Genomic DNA, 20,958 nt, shown 5'->3' on the forward strand with positions numbered 1-20,958 from the left:
CTGTAAGGATAAAAAATAGAATCAAAAATTAGATGACCGCTGTCGCCACATCCATAGGATAGACGGCATTTGCCAAGACTCAGCTCAATATGGAGACCGATTCCAGGTATTTCAAGGCTCGTGGCAGATTGTCGCAGTCCAGACTGTCAAGCCAATGCAAATCATTCCAGCTGCGTAACCAGGTGAACTGACGCTTGGCCAACTGGCGCGTGGCAATGATGCCGCGCTCCTGCATCTGGGCCGCAGTCAGCTTGCCGTCGAGGTAGTCCCAGACTTGGCGGTAACCCACAGCACGTATAGACGGCAGTCCTGCATGCAGGTCACTTCTATTGCGCAGGCTTATGACCTCGTCAAGGAACCCCTGTTCCAGCATCTGCCCGAATCTTAATGCAATTCGCTCATGCAGCACCTGACGGTTCGCCGGAGCGATGGCCAGATGCGCGACAGTATAGGGCAATTGGCTGTGGCCAGAAGCCGCTGCTTTAGTCGTTTGTTCAGATTGTTTTTGCCGATGCGCCGTTACGCTCATGCCGCTGACCCGATAAACCTCCAGCGCCCGGGTCAGACGCTGTGGATCATTGGGGTGAATCCGCGCAGCAGACTCGGGGTCTATGGCCGCCAACTGGTCGTGCAGGGCTTGCCAGCCAAGGCGTTGCGCCTCTTCTTCAAGCTCGGCACGCACCTGGGGATCGGCTGGCGGCATGTCTGCCAGGCCATCGATCAGCGCCTTGTAATACAGCATGGTGCCGCCCACCAGCAGCGGGATATTGCCCCGCGCGGTGATCTCGGCCATGGCCTTGAGCGCATCACGACGAAAATCGGCCGCCGAATAGCTCTCGGCCGGGTCGAGAATATCGATCAATTGGTGCGGGTGGGCAGCCAGAATTTCTTTCGATGGCTTGGCCGTGCCGATGTCCATGCCGCGATAGACCAGCGCCGAATCGACACTGATCAGCTCGCACGGCAACACCTTGCTCAGCTCGATGGCCAGGTCGGTCTTGCCGGCGGCAGTCGGCCCCATCAGGAAAATGGCCGGGGGTAGAGCGTTGGAACCTGTCATCAGCGACCGCGCAAAAAGAGTTTGTCCAAGTCGTCCAGGCCCATTTGGGTCCAGGTGGGACGACCATGATTGCACTGACCACTGCGCTCGGTGTTTTCCATGTCACGCAACAGGCCGTTCATTTCCGGGATCGCCAAACGGCGATTGGCCCGGATCGCGCCATGGCAGGCCATGGTGCCGAGCAACTCATTGAGGTGCGCCTGAATCCGGTCACTGGTGCCGTATTCCATTAAATCGGCCAGTACGTCATGCACCAGGCGCTGAGCTTCAGCCTGCTTGAGCAAGGCCGGGATCTGGCGGATGGCCAGGGTTTCCGGGCCAAGGCGTTGCAGCTCAAAGCCCAGGCGCTGGAACCACTCGGCGTGTTCTTCGGCACAATCAGCCTCTCGCTGGCTGACCGCAATCGACTCCGGCACCAACAGTGGCTGACCGCTCAGGCCTTCGCTGGCCATGGCGATTTTCAGGCGCTCGTACATGATCCGCTCATGGGCCGCGTGCATATCCACCAGCACCAGCCCTTGAGCGTTTTCCGCGAGGATATAAATACCCTTGAGCTGTGCCAGGGCAAAGCCCAGCGGCGGAATATCGCCCTGCCCTTCGGGCAACGGCGCAGCGTTGGCTTCGGGCAGTGGCGCAAAGAATTCGCGGTAGGCGTTACGGGCTTCTTCGGCAGGTATCGAGGGCGCGGACGACGACGGGCGGTATTGGTACTGATAGCCTGCACCAGCCCCCGAACCTGCCACATGCGGAGTCGGGGCAGACTGCGGCTGCTCCAGCACATTGGCCGCCAGACGCATTTCACCTTGCGGGCCGAACTCACCGGCATCCAGCCCTGTCGGGCGCTCGGCCCCAGGTACCGGCGCAGGTGCAGCCAGTTGATCTTCCGGGCGAACGTCACCCAGGGCACGGTGCAAAGTGCCATAGAGGAAGTCATGCACCATGCGCCCGTCACGGAAACGCACTTCGTGTTTAGTCGGGTGCACGTTGACGTCAACTACCGAAGGGTCGACTTCAAAGAACAGCACAAAGGTCGGATGCCGACCGTTGAACAGCACATCGCGATAGGCCTGGCGCACCGCATGGGCCACCAGTTTGTCGCGTACTGCGCGGCCATTCACATAGAAGTACTGCAAGTCGGCCTGGCTGCGCGAAAAGGTCGGCAAGCCGACCCAGCCCCAAAGATGCAAGCCATTGCGCTCGACCTCGATAGGCATTGCCTGTTCCAGGAACGCCGAGCCGCACACTGCCGCCACACGCCGGGCGCGGGCAGTGTCGTCGCGGGCTTCGTGCAGGTTGAGGATGGACTTGCCGTTGTGGCGCAAATTGAACGCCACATCAAAGCGGGCCAGCGCCAGGCGCTTGATCACTTCTTGCAGGTGATCGAACTCGGTCTTTTCGGTTTTGAGAAATTTGCGCCGCGCCGGGGTGTTGAAAAATAGGTCGCGCACTTCAACCGAGGTACCCACCGGATGGGCCGCCGGCTGCACCCGGGGCGCCATGTCGCGACCCTCGGTCTCGACCTGCCAGGCCTGATCGGCACCACGGGTGCGCGAGGTCAGGGTCAGGCGCGCCACGGAGCTGATGGAAGCCAGCGCCTCACCACGAAAGCCCAGGCTCATCACCCGCTCAAGGTCTTCCAGATCACGAATCTTGCTGGTGGCGTGACGGGCCAGCGCCAACGGCAAGTCGTCGCTGGAAATTCCGCTGCCATCGTCACGTACCCGCAGCAGCTTGATCCCGGCCTGCTCCACGTCCACATCAATGCGCTTGGCACCCGAATCGAGGCTGTTTTCCAGTAGCTCCTTGATCACCGAGGCCGGACGCTCAACGACTTCGCCCGCAGCGATCTGGTTGGCCAGGCGCGGGCTGAGCAATTCAATCCGCGCGCTGCTGCTCAATACTTCATCACTCATTGCTGAACCGCCAGGGCAGTAGCCGGAATATTCAGGTTCTGACCGACTTTCAGCTCATCGGTTTTCAGGCTATTGCTTGAGCGCAGTGTCGCCACGCCCACCTGATAACGTACAGCGATCATCGCCAGGGTTTCGCCGGGGCGAACCGTGTGTTCGCGAGCGCCCTGGGCGATTTTTCCGGTATCACGCAGCCAGGCGATATAAGTGCCTGGTGGCGGATTTTGCTGGAAGAACTGGCGTACGCCACTACTGATAGAACGGGCCAGCGCTTGCTGGTGACTGCTCGATGCCAGCTTGGAAGCTTCGTTGGAGTTCGAGATAAATCCGGTCTCGACGAGAATCGACGGAATGTCCGGCGACTTGAGCACCATAAACCCGGCCTGCTCCACGCGCTGCTTGTGCAACGGGGTGACCCGGCCGATGTTACTCAGCACTTTTTGTCCGACGTTGAGGCTTGAGGTCAGCGATGCGGTCATCGACAGGTCGAGCAACACACCCGCCAGCATGCGGTCCTTGTCATCAAGGCTGACGTTGCCTGCGCCACCGATCAGGTCGGAACGGTTTTCGCTGTCGGCCAGCCAGCGCGCCGTCTCGGACGTCGCACCGCGCTCGGACAAGGCAAACACCGAAGCACCAAAGGCCGCCTTGGACGGTGCGGCGTCAGCGTGGATCGATACAAACAGGTCGGCGCCCTTCTTGCGGGCGATTTCGGTACGGCCACGCAGCGGGATGAAGTAGTCGCCAGTACGCGTCAGCTCGGCCCTGAAGCCTTTCATGCCGTTGATCTGGCGTTGCAGTTCCTTGGCAATCGCCAACACCACGTCTTTTTCACGCTGGCCTGCAGAGCCCGAAGCACCCGGGTCTTCACCGCCGTGGCCGGCGTCGATCACCACCACTACGCTGCGTTTGCCACTCGGGATCGGCGGCAGCTTGACGTCGGGTTGTGCCGGAGTCACCGGCACCACCGGCACCGTTGCCACATTGGTGGCCGGCAGGCTTGGGGCCAGATCGGCACCCTGGTCATACAGATCGACGACCAGGCGGTTGCCGTATTGGGCATTGGGCGCCAGCACGAAACTTTTGGGGGTCACGGCCTTTTTCAGGTCAATGACCACGCGCAAATCGGTGGGGGTGCGCTGCGCCGAGCGCATGCTGGTGATCGGCGTATTGGCTGTTTGCACATTCAGCGGCCCGCCAAGGGTCGCGCCATTGATATCAATCACCAGACGGTCGGGCGCGGTCAGCGTAAACACGCTGTGCTGCACCGGGCCGGTAAGATCAAAAACCAGTCGAGTGTTGTCCGGCGCCCGCCATAAACGCACGCTCTTGACCTGGGTCGCGGCCACAGCATTGATTGCCATGACACTGAGCAACACACCAACCACACTTACTAACGCGCGAAAGCGCATACCAAACCCCATCATTATTTGTATTCCGGCGCCAATGCGGCACACCAAGACTCGCCACGTGAACCTTGGGGCGTCAGCGTCAGCAAACGCCCGGTGTTATGCGGCCTAATGGTAATGGTCAGGTCAGGCTTTGGCAAAAACCCTGCACCTTTATCGGGCCACTCAATCAAGCATAGGGCGTCTTCGTCGAAATAATCGCGAATCCCCATATATTCCAGCTCTTCAGGGTCGACAAGGCGATACAGGTCAAAGTGGAAGGCGCGAATATCGCCAATTTCGTAGGGCTCGACCAAGGTAAAGGTCGGGCTTTTTACCGAGCCAGTGTGGCCCAGGCCCCGGATCAGGCCGCGTGACAGGGTGGTCTTGCCCATCCCCAGGTCTCCGTCCAGAAAGATCAGGCCGTGGCCTTGGGTGACGGTCGCCAGGCGCGCGCCAAATGCGGTCATGGCCTCTTCATCGGCCAGTTGCAGTGTTATTTCGTGCACGGTGCGTGTTCCTCCAACAACTGACGAATGGCTGGAATCAAATCACTGGCCGCCAGCCCACGGCCCAATTGTCCTTGTTGCTCGCCGGCGCGGGCATGCAGCCACACCGCCAGGCATGCGCTGTCATACGCGCCCAAACCTTGAGCCAGCAGTGCGCCGATCACGCCTGCCAGCACATCCCCCAAACCGGCCGTGGCCATTGCAGGATGGCCATGACTGCAAATGGCCAACTCGCCATTGAGCCCTGCGACCAGACTGCCTGCGCCCTTAAGGACGCACACCACTGAGTATTTTTTAACCAGCGCCCTGGCCGCAGCCGGCCGATCGGCCTGTACCTGACCGGTGCTGATACCCAGCAAGCGTGCAGCTTCACCCGGGTGTGGGGTGATTACCGAGCCTAGCGCCAGCGCGATGACTGCGTTGGACAACAGATTCAGCGCATCGGCATCCCACACCTGCGGCATTTTTGCCTGTGCCGCTGCCGACAACAGGCTGCGCCCCCAGGGCGCCTGGCCCAAACCCGGCCCCACCACGACCACCGAAGCTTGCGCCAGCACGCCCATCAGCTGATTGGCCGACGACACGCCGAGCGCCATCACCTCGGGCACCCGAACCAGCGCAGCAGGAACGTGTTCGGGGCGCGTTGCCAGGGATACCAGGCCAGCGCCACAGCGTAGTGCAGCCTGAGCACTGAGGGTAATCGAACCGCCAAATCCGCGATCGCCACCCACCAGCAGCACATGCCCGAACTGGCCTTTATGGGCGCTCGGGGCTCGGCGAGGTAGTTGCGCCAGATTATCTGCGCTAAGGGCTTGGGGGGCGGCTAACAGGTGTTTGGTCTGCGGCATGCGTGTTTGGCTCCGATGTCTGGCAGAATTATACGCATCTCAGCTCCGGTTTCTCTTGTCCCATGCCTGCTATTACTGCCGACCTCCCCGCTCTCGCCCAGTCCATCAAGGAATGGGGCCGCGAGCTGGGCTTTCAACAAGTCGCCATTACCGGCCTTGACCTGGGAGAACACGAACACCACCTGCAACGCTGGCTCGATGCTGGCTATCACGGCGACATGGACTACATGGCCGCCCACGGCAGCAAGCGTTCGCACCCCGAAGAGCTGGTGCCGGGCACATTACGCGTGGTGTCCCTGCGCATGGACTACCTACCCGGTGACACTCATATGGCGCAATTACTGGCCCAACCGGAAAAAGCCTACGTGTCGCGCTACGCCCTGGGCCGCGATTACCACAAGCTGATCCGCAAGCGCGTGCAGCAACTGGCCGACCGCATCCAGAAGGACATCGGCCCGTTTGGCTTCCGCGCGTTTGTCGACAGCGCTCCGGTGCTGGAAAAAGCCATCGCCCAACAGGCAGGCCTGGGCTGGATCGGCAAAAACACCCTGGTACTCAATCGCAAGGCGGGCAGTTACTTCTTCCTGAGCGAGCTGTTTGTCGATTTGCCGCTACCGGTCGACGCCCCCCACGAAACCGAACACTGCGGGCGCTGCACTGCCTGCCTGGACATCTGCCCCACCAATGCCTTTGTCGGACCTTATGTACTGGATGCGCGCAAATGTATTTCGTACCTGACCATCGAGCTGAAAACCGCGATCCCTGAAGAATTGCGCTCGATGATCGGCAACCGGGTATTCGGCTGCGATGACTGCCAGATCGTCTGCCCGTGGAACCGTTTTGCCCGCACCACCGCAGAAGGGGACTTCAAGCCACGGCATAACCTGGACAACGCCGGCCTGGCCGAGCTGTTTATGTGGGATGAAGACAAATTCCTGAGCAGCACCGAAGGCTCGCCGCTGCGCCGGGCCGGGTACGAACGCTGGCTGCGCAACCTGGCGGTGGGCCTGGGTAATGCGCCGTCGACGATCCCGGTGCTCGAAGCCCTGAATGCGCGGCGTGATTACCCGTCCGAGCTGGTGCAGGAACATGTGGAGTGGGCCCTTAAGCAACATGCAAACCGCTCGCCCTCACCCTGACCCTCTCCCTCCGGGTGAGGGTCAGGGTGAGAGGCTTTTGGGGCTGTCAGTGCTCGTCGTTATAAACGAACTTGGGCATTTCCCAGTTAAAACGGATCGCCAGCAAACGCAGCAGCAGCCCGCCGAACAAGGTGACGAAAATCGCCTGTTCGTTGGGCATTTCCAGATAAGTACACAACAAGAAACACCACGCCGCAGCAAACGACACGCTGGCATACAGCTCGCGACGGAAGATCAGCGGGATGTCATTACAGAAGATGTCGCGCAGGATGCCACCAAATACCCCGGTAATCACCCCGCTCACCGAAGCCACCAGCATGCCCTGGCCCATTTCCAGCGCGGTCATGCAGCCGATCAGGGTAAACGCCACCAGCCCCAGGGCATCGAGCACCAGAAACAGCGAGCGCAGATGACGCATCAAGGGTGCGATAAAGATCGTCACCAATGCGGCAAACGTAGTCAAAACCAGGTATTCCGGGTGTTTGACCCAAGTCAGCGGGTAGTGCCCCAACAGGACGTCGCGCACCGAACCGCCGCCTAGCGCGGTGACGCAGGCGATCAGCACCACCCCGAACCAGTCCATGCCCCGACGCCCGGCAGATAGTGCGCCGGTCATGGCTTCGGCAGTAATGGCAACTAAATAAAGCATCAGCAACATGGCAGCGATCCTTGCAAGAAGGCGCGCAGTCTACTCTCAGTTGGCATTGGCACCAAAAGGGGGCGTAACGTTGTAGTCGCTGCCGAAGGCTGTGAGCCTGAGATCTGAACAGCTCGCAGCCTTCGGCAGCGACTACAAGGTTACGATCAAAACTTGATGAAGTGCTTGCGGTAGTGCTGCAGCTCGGCGATCGACTCGCGAATGTCGTCCAGCGCCAGATGCGTGCCCTTTTTCACCAGGCTGTCGCGCACTTCAGGTGCCCAGCGCGCGACCAGTTCCTTGAGCGTAGAAACGTCCAGGTTGCGGTAGTGGAAGTAGCTTTCGAGCGCTTTCATGTGGGTGTACAGGAAACGACGATCCTGGCAGATGCTGTTGCCGCAGATCGGCGATTTGCCTTTGGGTACCCACTGTTCAAGAAACGCGATGGTCTGCGCTTCGGCTTCGGCCATTGTGGTGGTGCTGTCCTTGACCCGCTGGGTCAGACCGCTGCCGCCGTGTGTGCGGGTGTTCCATTCGTCCATGCGCGCCAACACGGCATCGCTGTGGTGGATGGCGATCACCGGGCCTTCAGCCAGGGTGTTGAGGTTGCTGTCGGTGACGATGGTGGCCATTTCGATAATGACGTCGTTGTCAGGGTCCAGACCGGTCATTTCCAGGTCGATCCAGATCAGGTTCTGCGCGTTTTGCATAATGGCCTCCAGTGCTTAGGTGCGCAGTTTAGCTTAGGCACGCAGCCCTCGTGCTAAACTCCCCGGCGTTTTACCCTTCTTATCGTTTTATCAACACGGAACACCCATGGCCAAACGCCAGCTCAACCGTCGTCAGAATTGGCGCATCGAAAAGATCCAGGGCGAGCGCGCTGCCCGCGCCGCCAAACGCGAATCCAGTGCCGTCGAAGCGCTTGAAGGCGGCGATTTAGGCCCCGAGCAACTTGGCCTGGTAATCGCGCACTTTGGTGTGCAGGTCGAAGTCGAAGCCCAGGAAGGTGAGCTGAAAGGCCAGATGTTCCGTTGCCACCTGCGCGCCAACCTGCCCGCTCTGGTAACCGGTGACACCGTTGTATGGCGCGCCGGCAATCAGGGCATCGGCGTTATCGTCGCCCAGTTGCCGCGCAAGACCGAGCTGTGCCGCCCTGACAGCCGTGGCCAGCTCAAGCCGGTGGCGGCCAACGTCGACATGATCGTGATTGTATTCGCGCCCATGCCCGAGCCGCATGCCAACCTGATCGACCGTTATCTGGTTGCTGCCGAGCACGCCGGGATTCGCCCGCTGCTGCTGCTCAACAAGGCTGACCTAATCGACGAGCAAAACGCACCGGCGCTGAATGCGTTGCTGGGGGTTTATCGTCAACTGGGTTATCCGGTGCTGGAAGTGTCGGCGCATCACGGTGATGGCATGCAGCAGTTGCAAGCGCAACTGGACAGCCATATCAGTGTGTTTGTGGGCCAGTCGGGCGTTGGCAAGTCGTCCCTGGTCAACAGCCTGCTGCCTGAGGTCAACCTGCGTGTCGGGCCGTTGTCCGAGATTTCCGGCCAGGGCACGCATACCACGACCACCGCGCGCCTGTTCCACTTCCCTGGCGGCGGCGATCTGATTGACTCCCCGGGTATTCGTGAATTCGGTCTGGGCCACGTCAGCCGTGCCGATGTCGAGGCGGGCTTTATCGAGTTCAACGACCTGATCGGCCGTTGCCGCTTCCGCGACTGCAAGCATGACCGCGAGCCGGGCTGTGCGTTGCTGATGGCCCTGGAAGATGGCCGCGTGCAGCAACAGCGCATGAACAGCTATCGCTCGATCATTGCCAGCTTGCCTGAGTCGAGTTACTGATTCAGGCCAGAAGCCTAAAGCCCCTCACCCTAACCCTCTCCCGAAGGGAGAGGGGACTGACCGCATTCAGCGTCAAGATCACCACCGATCAGCTCCCTCTCCCTCAGGGAGAGGGTTGGGGTGAGGGTGAAGGGTCGTCAAACAGATTCAGCTTCTGGCGCTCTTCATGCATCGGCAGCGGCTGTTTGTCGGCGGGCAACTGGATCGGGTCGACCGGCGCCTTGGGCAGTTCCTGCGGCTTGACCACCTCCGCTCCCTGCTCACCTTCAATCGCCTGCTGGGCCTTTTTGGTCAACACCACAATGTCGATACGACGGTTAACCGGGTTATAAGGGTTGGCCTTGTCGAACAGCACTGAAGACGCATAACCCACCACCCGCGCAATCTGCCCATCCGGGTAACTACCTGCCACCAGCGCACGCCGCGCCGCATTGGCACGGTTGGCCGACAACTCCCAGTTGCCATAATCACCGCCCCCCGCGTAAGGCATGGCGTCGGTGTGGCCGCTGATACTGACTTTGTTGGGCACCGCCTTGATGGTGTCCGCCATGGCCAGCAGGATGTCTTCGAAATACGGCTTGAGTCGCGCACTGCCCACATCGAACATCGGCCGGTTTTCGGCATCCATGATTTGAATGCGCAACCCGTCCGGGGTGATCTCAAACAGCAACTGATCCTTGAACTTACGCAGTTGCGGGTTCTCTTCAACCTTGTTTTGCAACTCCTGAAGCAACAGTTCGAGACGCTCTTTCTCGACCTGCTCGGCCATGTTTTCAACCTGCTCGGCATCAACCTTGATCTTGTCGGGCTGGGGCTGCAGCTTTTCTTCCGGGTTAAGGGTGTTTTCCGGCGCCAGCGCAGGTGTGCCGCCCAGGTCGATAATGTAGGGCGTGCCGCTTTCGCTGAAACCGATCGGATCCTTGAAATAGCCGCCAATGGCGATCTTTTGCTCGGGCGTGGCGGCTGTCATCAGCCACATCACCAGAAAGAACGCCATCATCGCCGTGGCGAAGTCAGCAAAGGCGATTTTCCAGGCGCCACCGTGATGGCCTGCGGCGTAGCGCTTTACGCGCTTGATGATGATGGGCTGGTTGTTTTCCATAAATCAGCGACCGCGAACCACTTGTTCCAGCTCGGAAAAACTGGGCCGGTGCTTGGGGTACAACACTTTGCGACCAAATTCGACCGCCAGCGACGGCGGCATGCCCGAGGCCGAAGCCACCAGTGAAGCCTTGATCGCTTCGTAGACATTGAGTTCTTCCTTGGCATCGTGAGCCAAAGACGTCGCCAAAGGCCCGAAGAAGCCATAAGCAGCCAAAATACCGAAGAAGGTACCCACCAGTGCGGCGCCAACGTGCATGCCGATAGCAGCCTGGTCACCTTCGCCCAGCGAGGCCATGGTCACCACAATACCCAGTACCGCCGCGACAATACCGAAGCCCGGCATGCCGTCGGCAATCCCGGTAACGGCGTGGGAAGGATGCTCCAGTTCTTCCTTGAGGTTGTACAGCTCCATGTCGAACAGCCCCTCAAGCTCGTGGGGGGCCATGTTGCCCGATGACATGATGCGCAGGTAATCGCAGATAAACGCGGTCATGCGTTCATCTTTAAGGACGGTGGGGTATTTGGCGAAGATCGGGCTGGCGGCCGCGTCTTCAATGTCGCTCTCGATGGCCATCATGCCTTCGCGACGACTTTTGTTGAGAATCTCGTAAACCAGGCCCAGCACTTCCAGATAAAAAGCGTGGGAGAAACGCGAGCCGAACATGCCCAGTGATTTTTTGATCACGTGCATGGTCATGTAACCGGGGTTGGCCTGCAGGAACGCACCAAAGGCCGCACCGCCGATGATCAATACCTCGAACGGCTGGATCAGCGCGCCGATCTTGCCGTGGGAAAGCACGTATCCGCCGAGCACGCTCGCGAACACGACGATGATGCCGATAATTTTAGCCATAGATATAAAAGTACTTCTTGGGTCGGTTCAAGGTCATATTCCAGCGTAGCTAAAACTCTTCTTCTCCTTATCGGCGAATCTGCGCCAGACTATAGCCGGTAGAGCCGAAAAGCCATTCGACCCCACATTGGATGATCATCGCGTCCCCATTATGGCCAACGAAACCAGCGCACCGACATCAACACCCACCACCCTGGATGCCTGGGTTGCACACCTGGACGCAGTTGATCTGCCGATCCCGCAAGCCAGCCATGCACAGGTCTTCAAGACCCTCAACGACAGTCGCCGCTCGTTGCGCGAAATTGCCGAAGTCATGCAGGACAGCCCGGCGCTGGCACTGAGGCTGATCCGTGAAGCCAACCAGCAAGCCCAAAGCAGTCTGAGCGAGCCTGCCGAAAGCCTTGAAGTGGCCATCAACCGCCTAGGTCTCAAGCGTACCCAAGCATTGCTTGAACAAGTGCCCGCCCTGGCGATTGAAGATATCCCGCTGGCCTACCGGCAAATCCAGCTGATCAGCCAGCACGCAGCGCAACAGGCCATAGGCTTGTTCGGCACTCGTCTGGCGCGGCTCTGGCAAGAAATCTACTGGGGCAGCCTGCTGTTTCTGTCGCCGCTGTGGGCCCTGGCGCTGACCCATCCATTGTTGCTTGAAGCCTGGGAACGGCGCGTCATAGAACACGGCGAATGCGCCAGAAAGGTCGAACTGGCGCTGTTCGGTGTACCGCTGTTTGATATCTGCCGCACGCTGGCAGAGCTGTGGCGCCTGCCCGCCTGGGTGATGCACGGCTACACCGTGATCACCGAAGAGCGCCGCACTCTGGTCAATGTGCTGCACATTGCCCGTGACAACCATCACCCGCTACGCCAGCAACAGCGCCTGGACGCCGATCCGGCATTGCGTCGCTGGCTCAACCAGCCCGCCAACAGCATATTGCTGGCCAATTGCCTGGCGCTCTCAGCCCAGCAGGCCTGGGACACGCCGCACAACCTGCGCTGGCAGTTCATAACCAGCCTGTACCTGCAAATGCCGCTAGATGAAGTGCAGCAGCTTATACACCAGCAGGCGGCCAGCAGCGGGCGCTACCACTCCATGCCCGATCTCTGGCACCCGGCCCAGGCACTGCTCTGGCCGTGGGACTCACGGCGCAACGCGAATAGCTCTCTGGCGGCCCCGCCGCCTTCAGCCCAGGCCCTGGCCGCGTGGCGCAAACACTGCGGCCAGTTGCTGGCGCAGCCGAGCGCATTCACCAACCCCATGCACCTGACCACCTGTGCCCGCGAAGCATTGGTGGCCTGCGGCATGCGCCGGGTCATGCTGCTGATGGCCGATAAAACCTCGACCAGCCTGAGCGTAAACCAGATTGCCGGGCTGACGAAAACGGCCTTCGACCTGAATGTAAACATCAGCGAAAGCACCGCGCTGCAACGCCTGATGACGCAACCGGCGCAAGTGCGCCTGACACCTGAAAACAACGCCGTGATTTCTGCCGTTCTGCCCTACAGCCTGCGCAGCCTGTTCCCCGGCGAGCATCTGCTGCTACGCTCGCTGAGCAACAACGGTCGCGTGGTCATGCTGATCCTGGCAGATCAGGGCGGCGGGCCTTTTTCCGAAACCAGCGTGCAGGCATTTGGCAAAACCGCCCAATGCATCGAGAAAGCCCTGAATAGCTTTAGTAGTCGCGGGCGCTAGCGCTACAATCCCCCCCTTTTTTGCTCTGGAGGCTTCACATGCCTGGCTTCTCTGGCTTGCCGTTAGTGATTGAACCGAGCGACCTGCTTGCCCGGCTCGACGCTCCCGAACTGATCCTGGTCGATCTGACCAGCGTTGCGCGTTACGAAGCCGGGCATATTCCGGGGGCTCGCTTCGCCGACCCGAAACGTACGCAGCTAGGCTTGCCACCGGCACCCGGCCTGCTGCCGACGCAGGCGGCGCTTGAAGCGCTGTTCAGTGAGCTGGGGCACAGTCCCGATGCGGTCTACGTGGTGTATGACGACGAAGGCGGTGGTTGGGCCGGGCGGTTTATCTGGTTGCTGGATGTCATCGGCCACAAGGCTTATCACTATCTGGATGGCGGTATTCACAGCTGGATTGCTGAAGGCCTGGCCCTGAGTCATTACCAGCCGGACGCAGCCACGGCTGCGGTATCGCTGCCCCTGCATGACGAACCCACGGCAACCCGCGAGTATCTGCAAAGCCGCCTGGGCGCTACTGACCTGGCGATCTGGGATGCGCGCAGCGAAGCCGAATACACCGGTGAAAAAGTGCTGGCAGCCAAGGGCGGGCACATCCCCGGGGCGAAGCATCTGGAATGGACCGCCGGCATGGATAAGACCCGCAGCCTGCGTATCCGCACAGACATGGCGCAGATCCTCAAGGACCTGGGCATCACGCCAGACAAAGAAGTGATTACCCACTGCCAGACCCACCACCGTTCTGGCTTTACTTATCTCGTTGCCAAAGCGCTCGGTTATCCGCGCGTCAAAGGCTACGCCGGCTCCTGGGGCGAATGGGGCAACCACCCCGACACCCCCGTCGAGCTACCTGTAAAAAATTAAGGATCTTGAATGAAAAAGCGTTTGTTCCTCCTCAGTCAGTACCTGTTGCCGCATCACCTGCTGTCACGCCTGGCCGGCTGCATTGCCGAGTGCCGCGTGCGCTGGTTCAAAAATGCGTTCACCAGCTGGTTCGCCAAACGTTATCAGGTGGACATGTCCCAGGCCCTGGTTGAAGACGTGACCGCCTACGAGCACTTCAACGCCTTCTTCACCCGCGCCCTGAAAGATGGCGCGCGCCCGCTGGATCAAACCCCGGGTGCGGTGTTGAGCCCTGCCGATGGCGCCGTCAGCCAATTGGGCCCGATCGAACACGGCCGTGTATTCCAGGCCAAAGGCCACAGCTACAGCGTGCTGGAACTGGTCGGCGGCGACCCGGCCGTTGCGTCGCAGTTCATGGGCGGTGAGTTCGCCACCATTTACCTGTCGCCCAAGGACTACCACCGCGTTCACATGCCTCTGGCCGGTACCCTGCGCGAGATGATCTACGTGCCGGGCCGCCTGTTCTCGGTCAACCAGACTACCGCCGAAAACGTGCCGGAACTGTTTGCTCGCAACGAGCGCGCCGTGTGCATTTTTGACACCGAGCGCGGCCCGATGGCCGTGGTATTGGTAGGTGCCATGATCGTGGCATCGATTGAAACCGTGTTTGCCGGCCTGGTCACTCCGCCGAAACGCGAGCTGAAAAACTTCCGCTACGACGAAGCTGCCCGTGCGCCGATCCACCTGGAAAAAGGTGCCGAGCTGGGTCGTTTCAAACTGGGTTCGACGGCTATCGTGCTGTTTGGCGCGGATCAGGTGAAATGGGCCGAAGGCCTGACGGCAGGAACGCCGGTGATGATGGGTCAGAAAATGGGTGCACCAGCGCACGCTGAATAACCCAAAACCCTGTGGGAACGGGCAAGCCCGCTCCCACAGGTCATTTACAGGGCTGATTAGCCCTGGCTGTTACGGTCACGCTGGCCCAGCAGGTACAGCACACCATCCAGACCCAATGTCGAAATCGCGTGTTTGGCCGATTTCTTGACCAGCGGTTTGGCACGGAAAGCCACACCCAGCCCGGCAATCGCCAGCATCGGCAAGTCGTTGGCGCCATCACCGACCGCAATGGTCTGCTCCAGGCTCAAGCCTTCCTTTTGCGTCAGTTCACGCAGCAAGTCAGCCTTGCGCTGTGCATCCACAATCGGCTCAACCGCAACCCCGGTCACCTTGCCGTCCACCACTTCCAGCTCGTTGGCAAACACATAGTCGATGCCCAGTTTGGCCTGCACCTGCTTGGCAAAGTAGGTGAAACCACCAGACAGGATCGCGGTTTTGTAACCCAGACGTTTGAGCTCGGCGAACAGCACTTCGGCGCCCTCGGTCAGGCGCAGTGAAGCACCGATGGCATCCAGCACGCCCACGTCCAGCCCTTTAAGCAGCGCCATGCGCTCCTTGAAACTGGCCTTGAAATCCAGTTCGCCAGCCATCGCACGCTCGGTGATGGCCGCCACTTGATCCCCCACGCCGGCTGCCTTGGCCAACTCGTCGATCACTTCGGCTTCGATCAGTGTCGAATCCATGTCGAACACCGCCAGGCGGCGGTTGCGACGGAACAGGGTGTCTTCCTGCAGGGCGATATCCACACCCAGTTCCTGCGCCAGATTGAAGAACTCTGCGCGCAGGGCGTCGATGTCCGCAGGCTCGCCGCATACACGCAGCTCGATGCAGCTCTTGCTCAACTGTGTGGGTGCATCCAGCGGCACGCGACCGGACAAGCGATCGGTCTGCTCGATGTTCAAACCGTGCTGGCTGATCACCGAGGTCACGCGCTGCAGCTCATGGGCAGTGACCTGGCGGCTCATCAGGGTGACCACATGACGGGTCTGGCTTTGCTCGTTGACCCAGCGCTGATAATGCTCTTCGCTGATAGGGTCGAAACGCAGTTGCAGGCCCTCTTGGGCAATCAGTGGCTGCAGGTCCTTGAGCACCGCCGAGACTTGCTCTGCGTGTGGAATTTCGACCAGAAAACCCAACGACAAAACGCCATGGATGGCGGCCTGACCGATGTCGAGAATATTCACACCATTGCTGGCCAGTACACCGGTAATGGCCGCAGTGAGACCCGGACGGTCCTCACCGGTGATGTTTATCAGGACGATTTCGCGCAAGGCACACCCCCATTCGCTAAAAAAAACGCATTCTACCCACTTTCAGTGACCATCGGGCACCGCCAAGGCTTTGCCGCCCTCAGGCCGCTCGCTATACTGCGCACCAACTTAACGGACTAAGAGCCGCGCTCAGTGAACCGGCCATCGCCTGTCAAAACCGATAACTTCTTCCTGCTGATCTTCCGGGCCCTGCGCGATCGCCGCGTTCCGCTTGCTCTGCGTATCGCCAGCCATAACGTGATTCTGGTCGCCCTGGCACTGGTCATCTATGCCGTGGTCATGGGCCTGCAATTCAAGCAGGCCATGCACGAACAGGCCGATGCGCTGGGCCAGAGCCTGACCACGCAGACCGCCACCTCGGCGACCGAGCTGCTGGTGTCCAACGACATCCTCAGCCTCAACGTGCTGCTCAACAACCTGACCAAAAATCCGCTGGTGGCCCACGCGGCTATCTATAGCGTGGATAACCGCATCCTCGCCGAAGCCGGGCAACGCCCAAAAAACGGCCTGCTGGGCGAAACCCAGGGTCTGTACCAGACCAAGATCACCTTTCAGGATGTGACCGCCGGGCATTTGCGCATCAGCCTGGACATGAACCAGTTTGAACAGCCGATGACCATCAGCTTGCAGAGCATGGGCATTTTGAGCGCCATCCTGCTGGCCCTGGCTCTGGCCTTGAGCTTGCGCCTGGGTCGTCACATCACCACGCCCCTGCTGCAACTGCGGGTATGGTTGCGCGAACCCGACCCTTATACCCCGGCCATTCAGCGCCAGGATGAGATCGGCGACCTGGCCCGTCAGCTTCACTCTCGCCTTGCCCCTCCGGCACCAGAGCCTGAGCCTGAACCCGAGCCAGAACCGGAAGAAGACTACGACGACAGCGACTATGAAGAGGCTGAAGACAACGAGCCGACCTTCGAAGTACGTAACCTGAGCGACCCGTCGTTCGACCAGACCCCGGCTGCACCCGCCCCCAAAGCGGTGCCGCGCCAGGTGATCAGCACCGTTGAAGACGACAACGATGACGAAGACCCGTTTGCTGACCTGCGCGATACCAGCACAAGTGCAGCCCCGGTCGCACTGGCCAAGCCGAAACCGGTTAGCCCGGCTGCGCCACAGCCCTGCGCCGTACTGGCGGTGCAACTTGGCGCGCAAGAACAACTGCGCCGCCTGCCCCGCGCCCGCTTGATGGAACTGCTGGAGCGCTACCGCGACTGCCTGAACCAGGCGGCCTCGCTGTACCAGAGCGAGCTGCACACACTTAACGATGGCAGCACGCTGATGCTGTTCCACAGTGAAGACAGCGGCGACGACTACCTGACCAACGCCATTTGCTGCGGCGAACTGCTGCGGGCCTTGGGCCACGCCTTGCAGATCGAAGTGGCAGACAGCGGCATCACCCTGCAATTGCAACTGGGTCTGGTGCTGGGCGAGGGTTTGAACGGCATGAGCCAGATCGATCTGCTGTTGACTGAGACGGCTCAGGACGCCCTGGCACTGTCGCAACACAGCCGCAATCTGCTGCTGGTGGAACGCAAGATCAGCGACGATCCGCTGATCCGCCAGCGCGCCCGCATCCGCCCGATTGCCAGCCCTGAAGGCGCCTGCTGTGTCGAGCGTCTGATGGAGCCTTACCCTTCAATGCTGGAGCGCCAGCTGGCGCGAATGCATGAGAGTCGTGGGTAGCCGCTAGAAGCCAAGAGCACCCTCACCCTAACCCTCTCCCGTAGGGAGAGGCGTGGTGAGGGGCTTTTGACCTTCCATAAAAAATCCCGCACATGTGCGGGATTTTTTGTTTCTGGCCACAGCCTCAGAAGCGAAACACTTCCATATCCGTGCGTATCGGTGAGGCCATCGGGATACGAGGTTTATCCGCACCCTGCTTGGGGGCCGCCTTGGTCTGTGGCTTGGGCGCCTCCACCAGCGGCGGCTGATTGGCCAGCGGCTTGAGTGCCACCGCCAATTGCTCGCTCAACTGCTGCAACAGCTTGCCCTGGGCCTTGACCTGATCCGCCGTGCTGCCCGTATGCGGCTGCTCCAGGTGGACAATACGGTTGTCACGCACCTGTCCGCGACGGTCAATCAAGCGCCATTGTGCGTCCAGCACTGCAGGCAGGTCCTTGCCCGAGTCCAGGCGAGTGATCGACAACAACACTTGCACATCCGGGCTGAAGCCCGCAGGTGCAGGGGCCTGGACCACACGCTGGCTATCCAGGCGCCACGCCAGTTGGCGCACCAGCAACTGATCGATATCGGCCGACAGGCTGCCAGCCCATCGCCCATCAGTCGCAGCGCTCAAGCTGCCATCAGGTTGGCGCTGCAGCAGGGTTTCACGTTGCAGGTAGTCGGCCACGCTGATCGGGCCAAGTACCACAGCCATGCCGGCGCTTTGCGCGGGCAGGCCGGGGGTGCCGCTGTCCAGTTGGTACAAGGCCGCTGGCTGGTGCGTGCTGCACCCCGCCAGACCCAACACACCGGTCAGCAACGCAATTATAGGAAGGCGTAGAACGTTCATCATTCCATCCAGGTGGCCGCCATGGGGCGAGCCGCAGTGTAATTCTCGAAAGGCTCGCAAAGCACATTGCCATAAGCCGTGCCGCAAACGCGGCATATCATCCGCGAATATTGGGCCTGACTCCAGCGCTGTCGCGCCGATCTGCGCTTAAAAACGCAGACCAGGCGGCTTAAACAGGCTTAATTGGGCGTTTCTACCAGCAAGGCATCCACACGCTGGAACCCGCGGGGCAGTTTATTGCCACGACGGCCACGCTCACCCTTGTAGTGCTCCAGGTCATCTGCCTTGAGCGTCAAGGTACGCTTGCCTGCCTGCAATACCAATGCGGCATTGTCTGGAAGCACGGCGATATCGGTCACGTACTCTTCACGGCTGGCCACGCGATCACCGGGGATACCGATGATCTTGTTGCCCTTGCCCTTGCCCAACTGCGGCAAGTCGCTGACCTTGAAAATCAGCAGGCGACCTTCGGTCGTGACCGCTGCCAGCCAGTTGTGCTCGCGATCGGCCACCGGCCGTGGCTGCATCACCTGCGCGCCTTTAGGCAGACTGAGCAGCGCTTTACCGGCCTTGTTCTTGGCTTGCAGGTCTTCACCCTTGACCACAAAACCATAACCGGCATCGGAGGCGATCACGTACAACGCGTCGTCTTCCGGCAACAGCACGCACTCGAACGTCGCGCCCGGCGGCGGCGTCAGACGACCGGTCAGCGGCTCACCCTGACCGCGGGCCGACGGCAAGGTATGCGCAGCCACCGAGTAGCTGCGCCCCGTGGAGTCGATAAACACCGCAAACTGATTGGAACGCCCCGCTGCAGCAGTCTTGTAGCCGTCACCCGCTTTATAGGACAGACCGGTAGCGTCCAGGTCGTGACCTTTACCGCAACGTACCCAGCCCTTTTCTGACAGAACAACCGTAACCGCTTCAGTCGGCACCAGCTCGTTTTCCGACAGGGCTTTGGCTTCTGCGCGGGCCACGATAGGCGAACGACGATCATCGCCGTAGGTTTTGGCGTCTTCCAGCAGTTCAGTACGCACCAGCTTTTTCAGCTTGGCTTCGCTGCCCAGCAAGGTTTGCAGCTTGGCTTGTTCTTTACGCAGCGCATCCTGCTCGTCGCGCAGCTTCATCTCTTCCAGACGGGCCAATTGACGCAGGCGCGTATCAAGGATGTAGTCGGCCTGGGTTTCAGTCAGGGCGAAGCGTGCAATCAGCTCGGCCTTGGGGTGTTCCTCGGTGCGGATGATGTGGATCACTTCATCCAGGTTCAGGTAAGCGGTGAGCAAACCGTCCAACAGGTGCAGGCGGCGCTCGACTTTATCGAGGCGGAACTGCAAGCGGCGGCGCACGGTGTTGACCCGGAACTCCAGCCACTCCACCAGCAGGGCGCGCAGGTTTTTCAGCTGCGGCTTGCCGTCCAGGCCAATGATGTTGATGTTGACCCGGAACGTGGACTCCAGCTCGGTGACAGCGAACAAGTGCTGCATCAGCTCGTCGAGATCGACTTTATTGTTGCGCGGAATGATCACGATACGGCACGGGTTCTCGTGGTCGGACTCGTCGCGCAGGTCAGTGACCATGGCCAGCTTGGTCGGCTTGGCCTGCATCAGTGCAGCGATCTGTTCCAGCACCTTGGCACCGGAAACCTGATGGGGCAGCGCGGTGACGACGATGTCACCGTCTTCGACGTGGTACACGGCACGCATGCGCACCGAACCACGGCCGGTCTGGTAGATCTTCAGCAGGTCGGCACGCGGGGTGATGATCTCGGCTTCGGTCGGATAGTCCGGCCCCTGAATGTGTTCACACAGCTGCTCAACCGTGGCCTTGGGCTCGTCGAGCAGGCGCACGCAGGCCGCCGCCACTTCACGCAGGTTGTGCGGCGGCACGTCGGTGGCCATACCCACGGCAATACCGGTGGTGCCGTTGAGCAGGATATTGGGCAGACGCGCAGGCAGAACCGCAGGCTCGTCGAGGGTGCCGTCAAAGTTCGGCACCCAGTCCGCCGTGCCCTGGCCCAGCTCGCTGAGCAGCACTTCGGAGTAACGTGACAAGCGCGCTTCGGTGTAACGCATGGCGGCGAACGACTTGGGATCGTCCGGCGCACCCCAGTTGCCCTGACCGTCGACCAGGGTATAGCGATAGCTGAACGGCTGCGCCATCAGCACCATCGCTTCATAGCAGGCCGAGTCGCCGTGGGGGTGGAACTTGCCGAGTACGTCACCGACGGTACGCGCCGATTTCTTGTGCTTGGAGTCAGCGTCCAGGCCCAACTCGCTCATGGCGTAAACAATGCGCCGCTGTACGGGCTTGAGGCCGTCGCCGATATGCGGCAAGGCCCGGTCCATGATGACGTACATGGAGTAGTTGAGGTAGGCCTGTTCGGTGAAGTCGGCCAGTGACCGGCGTTCTACGCCGTCCAGGCTGAGATCAAGGGAGTCGCTCAT

At 60.5% G+C, this 20,958-nt stretch carries 18 protein-coding genes; 6 read left to right on the forward strand and 12 right to left on the reverse strand.

The window, feature by feature from the left end; all coding sequences use genetic code 11:
* Positions 1–79: 79 nt before the first annotated feature.
* The 5 genes from miaA to CJU81_RS00805 are packed head-to-tail and all read right to left on the reverse strand — an operon-like array spanning position 80 to position 5,715.
* Complete coding sequence (gene miaA, locus CJU81_RS00785; protein WP_095035122.1) at positions 80–1,060, reverse strand: tRNA (adenosine(37)-N6)-dimethylallyltransferase MiaA; 981 nt, start codon at positions 1,058–1,060, stop codon at positions 80–82.
* Positions 1,060–2,958 carry a DNA mismatch repair endonuclease MutL gene (gene mutL / locus CJU81_RS00790; protein ID WP_176464781.1) on the reverse strand — a complete coding sequence of 633 codons (1,899 nt, stop codon included), beginning with the start codon at positions 2,956–2,958 and terminating at the stop codon, positions 1,060–1,062. Before mutL ends, miaA begins: the two co-directional genes overlap by 1 nt.
* 11 nt (positions 2,959–2,969) lie before the next feature.
* Positions 2,970–4,394 (reverse strand): N-acetylmuramoyl-L-alanine amidase, encoded by a 1,425-nt coding sequence (locus CJU81_RS00795; RefSeq protein WP_217902747.1) that lies wholly within the window; start codon positions 4,392–4,394, stop codon positions 2,970–2,972.
* A gap of 2 nt (positions 4,395–4,396) precedes the next feature.
* The gene (tsaE, locus tag CJU81_RS00800) at positions 4,397–4,867 is read right to left on the reverse strand and encodes a tRNA (adenosine(37)-N6)-threonylcarbamoyltransferase complex ATPase subunit type 1 TsaE (RefSeq protein ID WP_016783300.1); all 471 of its coding nucleotides are present in this window, start codon (positions 4,865–4,867) and stop codon (positions 4,397–4,399) included.
* Entirely contained in the window at positions 4,855–5,715 is an 861-nt protein-coding gene (locus tag CJU81_RS00805) for an NAD(P)H-hydrate dehydratase (protein WP_095035124.1), read from the reverse strand. Before CJU81_RS00805 ends, tsaE begins: the two co-directional genes overlap by 13 nt.
* A 62-nt stretch (positions 5,716–5,777) precedes the next feature.
* Between CJU81_RS00805 and queG the strand changes: the two genes are divergently transcribed.
* Entirely contained in the window at positions 5,778–6,854 is a 1,077-nt protein-coding gene (gene queG, locus CJU81_RS00810) for a tRNA epoxyqueuosine(34) reductase QueG (RefSeq protein ID WP_095035125.1), read from the forward strand.
* A gap of 46 nt (positions 6,855–6,900) precedes the next feature.
* Here queG and CJU81_RS00815 read toward each other — a convergent pair whose 3' ends face one another.
* The gene (locus CJU81_RS00815) at positions 6,901–7,512 is read right to left on the reverse strand and encodes a trimeric intracellular cation channel family protein (protein ID WP_019826256.1); all 612 of its coding nucleotides are present in this window, start codon (positions 7,510–7,512) and stop codon (positions 6,901–6,903) included.
* Between the two features lie 146 nt (positions 7,513–7,658).
* On the reverse strand, positions 7,659–8,201 hold the full coding sequence (gene orn / locus CJU81_RS00820) for an oligoribonuclease (protein WP_086799078.1): 543 nt from the start codon (positions 8,199–8,201) through the stop codon (positions 7,659–7,661).
* Between the two features lie 106 nt (positions 8,202–8,307).
* Here orn and rsgA point away from each other — a divergent pair, with 106 nt between their 5' ends.
* Positions 8,308–9,339, forward strand: a complete 1,032-nt coding sequence (rsgA, locus tag CJU81_RS00825; RefSeq protein WP_016783295.1) for a small ribosomal subunit biogenesis GTPase RsgA — start codon at positions 8,308–8,310, stop codon at positions 9,337–9,339.
* 103 nt (positions 9,340–9,442) lie between these two features.
* Here rsgA and motB read toward each other — a convergent pair whose 3' ends face one another.
* Both motB and motA read right to left on the reverse strand, forming a co-directional pair.
* Entirely contained in the window at positions 9,443–10,441 is a 999-nt protein-coding gene (gene motB / locus CJU81_RS00830; protein WP_095035126.1) for a flagellar motor protein MotB, read from the reverse strand.
* Positions 10,442–10,444: 3 nt separating this feature from the next.
* Positions 10,445–11,296, reverse strand: a complete 852-nt coding sequence (gene motA, locus CJU81_RS00835; RefSeq protein ID WP_016783293.1) for a flagellar motor stator protein MotA — start codon at positions 11,294–11,296, stop codon at positions 10,445–10,447.
* 151 nt (positions 11,297–11,447) lie between these two features.
* On the opposite strand from motA, the gene CJU81_RS00840 reads away from it, so the two are divergent.
* The 3 genes from CJU81_RS00840 to asd are packed head-to-tail and all read left to right on the forward strand — an operon-like array spanning position 11,448 to position 14,728.
* Complete coding sequence (locus CJU81_RS00840) at positions 11,448–12,986, forward strand: HDOD domain-containing protein (protein WP_095035127.1); 1,539 nt, start codon at positions 11,448–11,450, stop codon at positions 12,984–12,986.
* A gap of 38 nt (positions 12,987–13,024) precedes the next feature.
* Positions 13,025–13,852: a rhodanese-like domain-containing protein gene (locus CJU81_RS00845; RefSeq protein ID WP_095035128.1), complete on the forward strand. Its 828-nt coding sequence runs from the start codon at positions 13,025–13,027 to the stop codon at positions 13,850–13,852.
* Between the two features lie 9 nt (positions 13,853–13,861).
* Positions 13,862–14,728 carry an archaetidylserine decarboxylase gene (gene asd, locus CJU81_RS00850; protein ID WP_095035129.1) on the forward strand — a complete coding sequence of 289 codons (867 nt, stop codon included), beginning with the start codon at positions 13,862–13,864 and terminating at the stop codon, positions 14,726–14,728.
* A 56-nt stretch (positions 14,729–14,784) separates the two neighbouring features.
* Here the strand turns inward: asd and serB are convergent, their stop codons facing one another.
* On the reverse strand, positions 14,785–15,999 hold the full coding sequence (gene serB / locus CJU81_RS00855; RefSeq protein WP_095035130.1) for a phosphoserine phosphatase SerB: 1,215 nt from the start codon (positions 15,997–15,999) through the stop codon (positions 14,785–14,787).
* A 132-nt stretch (positions 16,000–16,131) separates the two neighbouring features.
* On the opposite strand from serB, the gene CJU81_RS00860 reads away from it, so the two are divergent.
* Positions 16,132–17,685, forward strand: a complete 1,554-nt coding sequence (locus tag CJU81_RS00860; protein WP_095035131.1) for an AhpA/YtjB family protein — start codon at positions 16,132–16,134, stop codon at positions 17,683–17,685.
* 124 nt (positions 17,686–17,809) lie between these two features.
* On the opposite strand, the gene CJU81_RS00865 is transcribed toward CJU81_RS00860, so the two are convergent.
* Together CJU81_RS00865 and parC are read right to left on the reverse strand one after the other, a co-directional pair.
* Positions 17,810–18,514 (reverse strand): PqiC family protein, encoded by a 705-nt coding sequence (locus CJU81_RS00865; protein ID WP_176464776.1) that lies wholly within the window; start codon positions 18,512–18,514, stop codon positions 17,810–17,812.
* A 179-nt stretch (positions 18,515–18,693) separates the two neighbouring features.
* Positions 18,694–20,958, reverse strand: coding sequence for a DNA topoisomerase IV subunit A (parC, locus tag CJU81_RS00870; RefSeq protein WP_095035133.1), 2,265 nt, complete (start codon positions 20,956–20,958; stop codon positions 18,694–18,696).

It is taken from the genome of Pseudomonas fragi, from assembly GCF_002269505.1.
Taxonomy (GTDB): domain Bacteria; phylum Pseudomonadota; class Gammaproteobacteria; order Pseudomonadales; family Pseudomonadaceae; genus Aquipseudomonas; species Aquipseudomonas fragi_D.

Coding starts and splice junctions, on each gene's coding strand:
- miaA (WP_095035122.1), bottom strand. CDS start 1,060: ATGACAGGTTCCAACGCTCTACCCCCGGCCATTTTCCTGATGGGGCCG.
- CJU81_RS00795 (WP_217902747.1), bottom strand. CDS start 4,394: ATGGGGTTTGGTATGCGCTTTCGCGCGTTAGTAAGTGTGGTTGGTGTG.
- CJU81_RS00805 (WP_095035124.1), bottom strand. CDS start 5,715: ATGCCGCAGACCAAACACCTGTTAGCCGCCCCCCAAGCCCTTAGCGCA.
- queG (WP_095035125.1), top strand. CDS start 5,778: ATGCCTGCTATTACTGCCGACCTCCCCGCTCTCGCCCAGTCCATCAAG.
- CJU81_RS00815 (WP_019826256.1), bottom strand. CDS start 7,512: ATGTTGCTGATGCTTTATTTAGTTGCCATTACTGCCGAAGCCATGACC.
- orn (WP_086799078.1), bottom strand. CDS start 8,201: ATGCAAAACGCGCAGAACCTGATCTGGATCGACCTGGAAATGACCGGT.
- rsgA (WP_016783295.1), top strand. CDS start 8,308: ATGGCCAAACGCCAGCTCAACCGTCGTCAGAATTGGCGCATCGAAAAG.
- motB (WP_095035126.1), bottom strand. CDS start 10,441: ATGGAAAACAACCAGCCCATCATCATCAAGCGCGTAAAGCGCTACGCC.
- motA (WP_016783293.1), bottom strand. CDS start 11,296: ATGGCTAAAATTATCGGCATCATCGTCGTGTTCGCGAGCGTGCTCGGC.
- CJU81_RS00840 (WP_095035127.1), top strand. CDS start 11,448: ATGGCCAACGAAACCAGCGCACCGACATCAACACCCACCACCCTGGAT.
- CJU81_RS00845 (WP_095035128.1), top strand. CDS start 13,025: ATGCCTGGCTTCTCTGGCTTGCCGTTAGTGATTGAACCGAGCGACCTG.
- asd (WP_095035129.1), top strand. CDS start 13,862: ATGAAAAAGCGTTTGTTCCTCCTCAGTCAGTACCTGTTGCCGCATCAC.
- CJU81_RS00865 (WP_176464776.1), bottom strand. CDS start 18,514: ATGAACGTTCTACGCCTTCCTATAATTGCGTTGCTGACCGGTGTGTTG.
- parC (WP_095035133.1), bottom strand. CDS start 20,958: ATGAGCGACTCCCTTGATCTCAGCCTGGACGGCGTAGAACGCCGGTCA.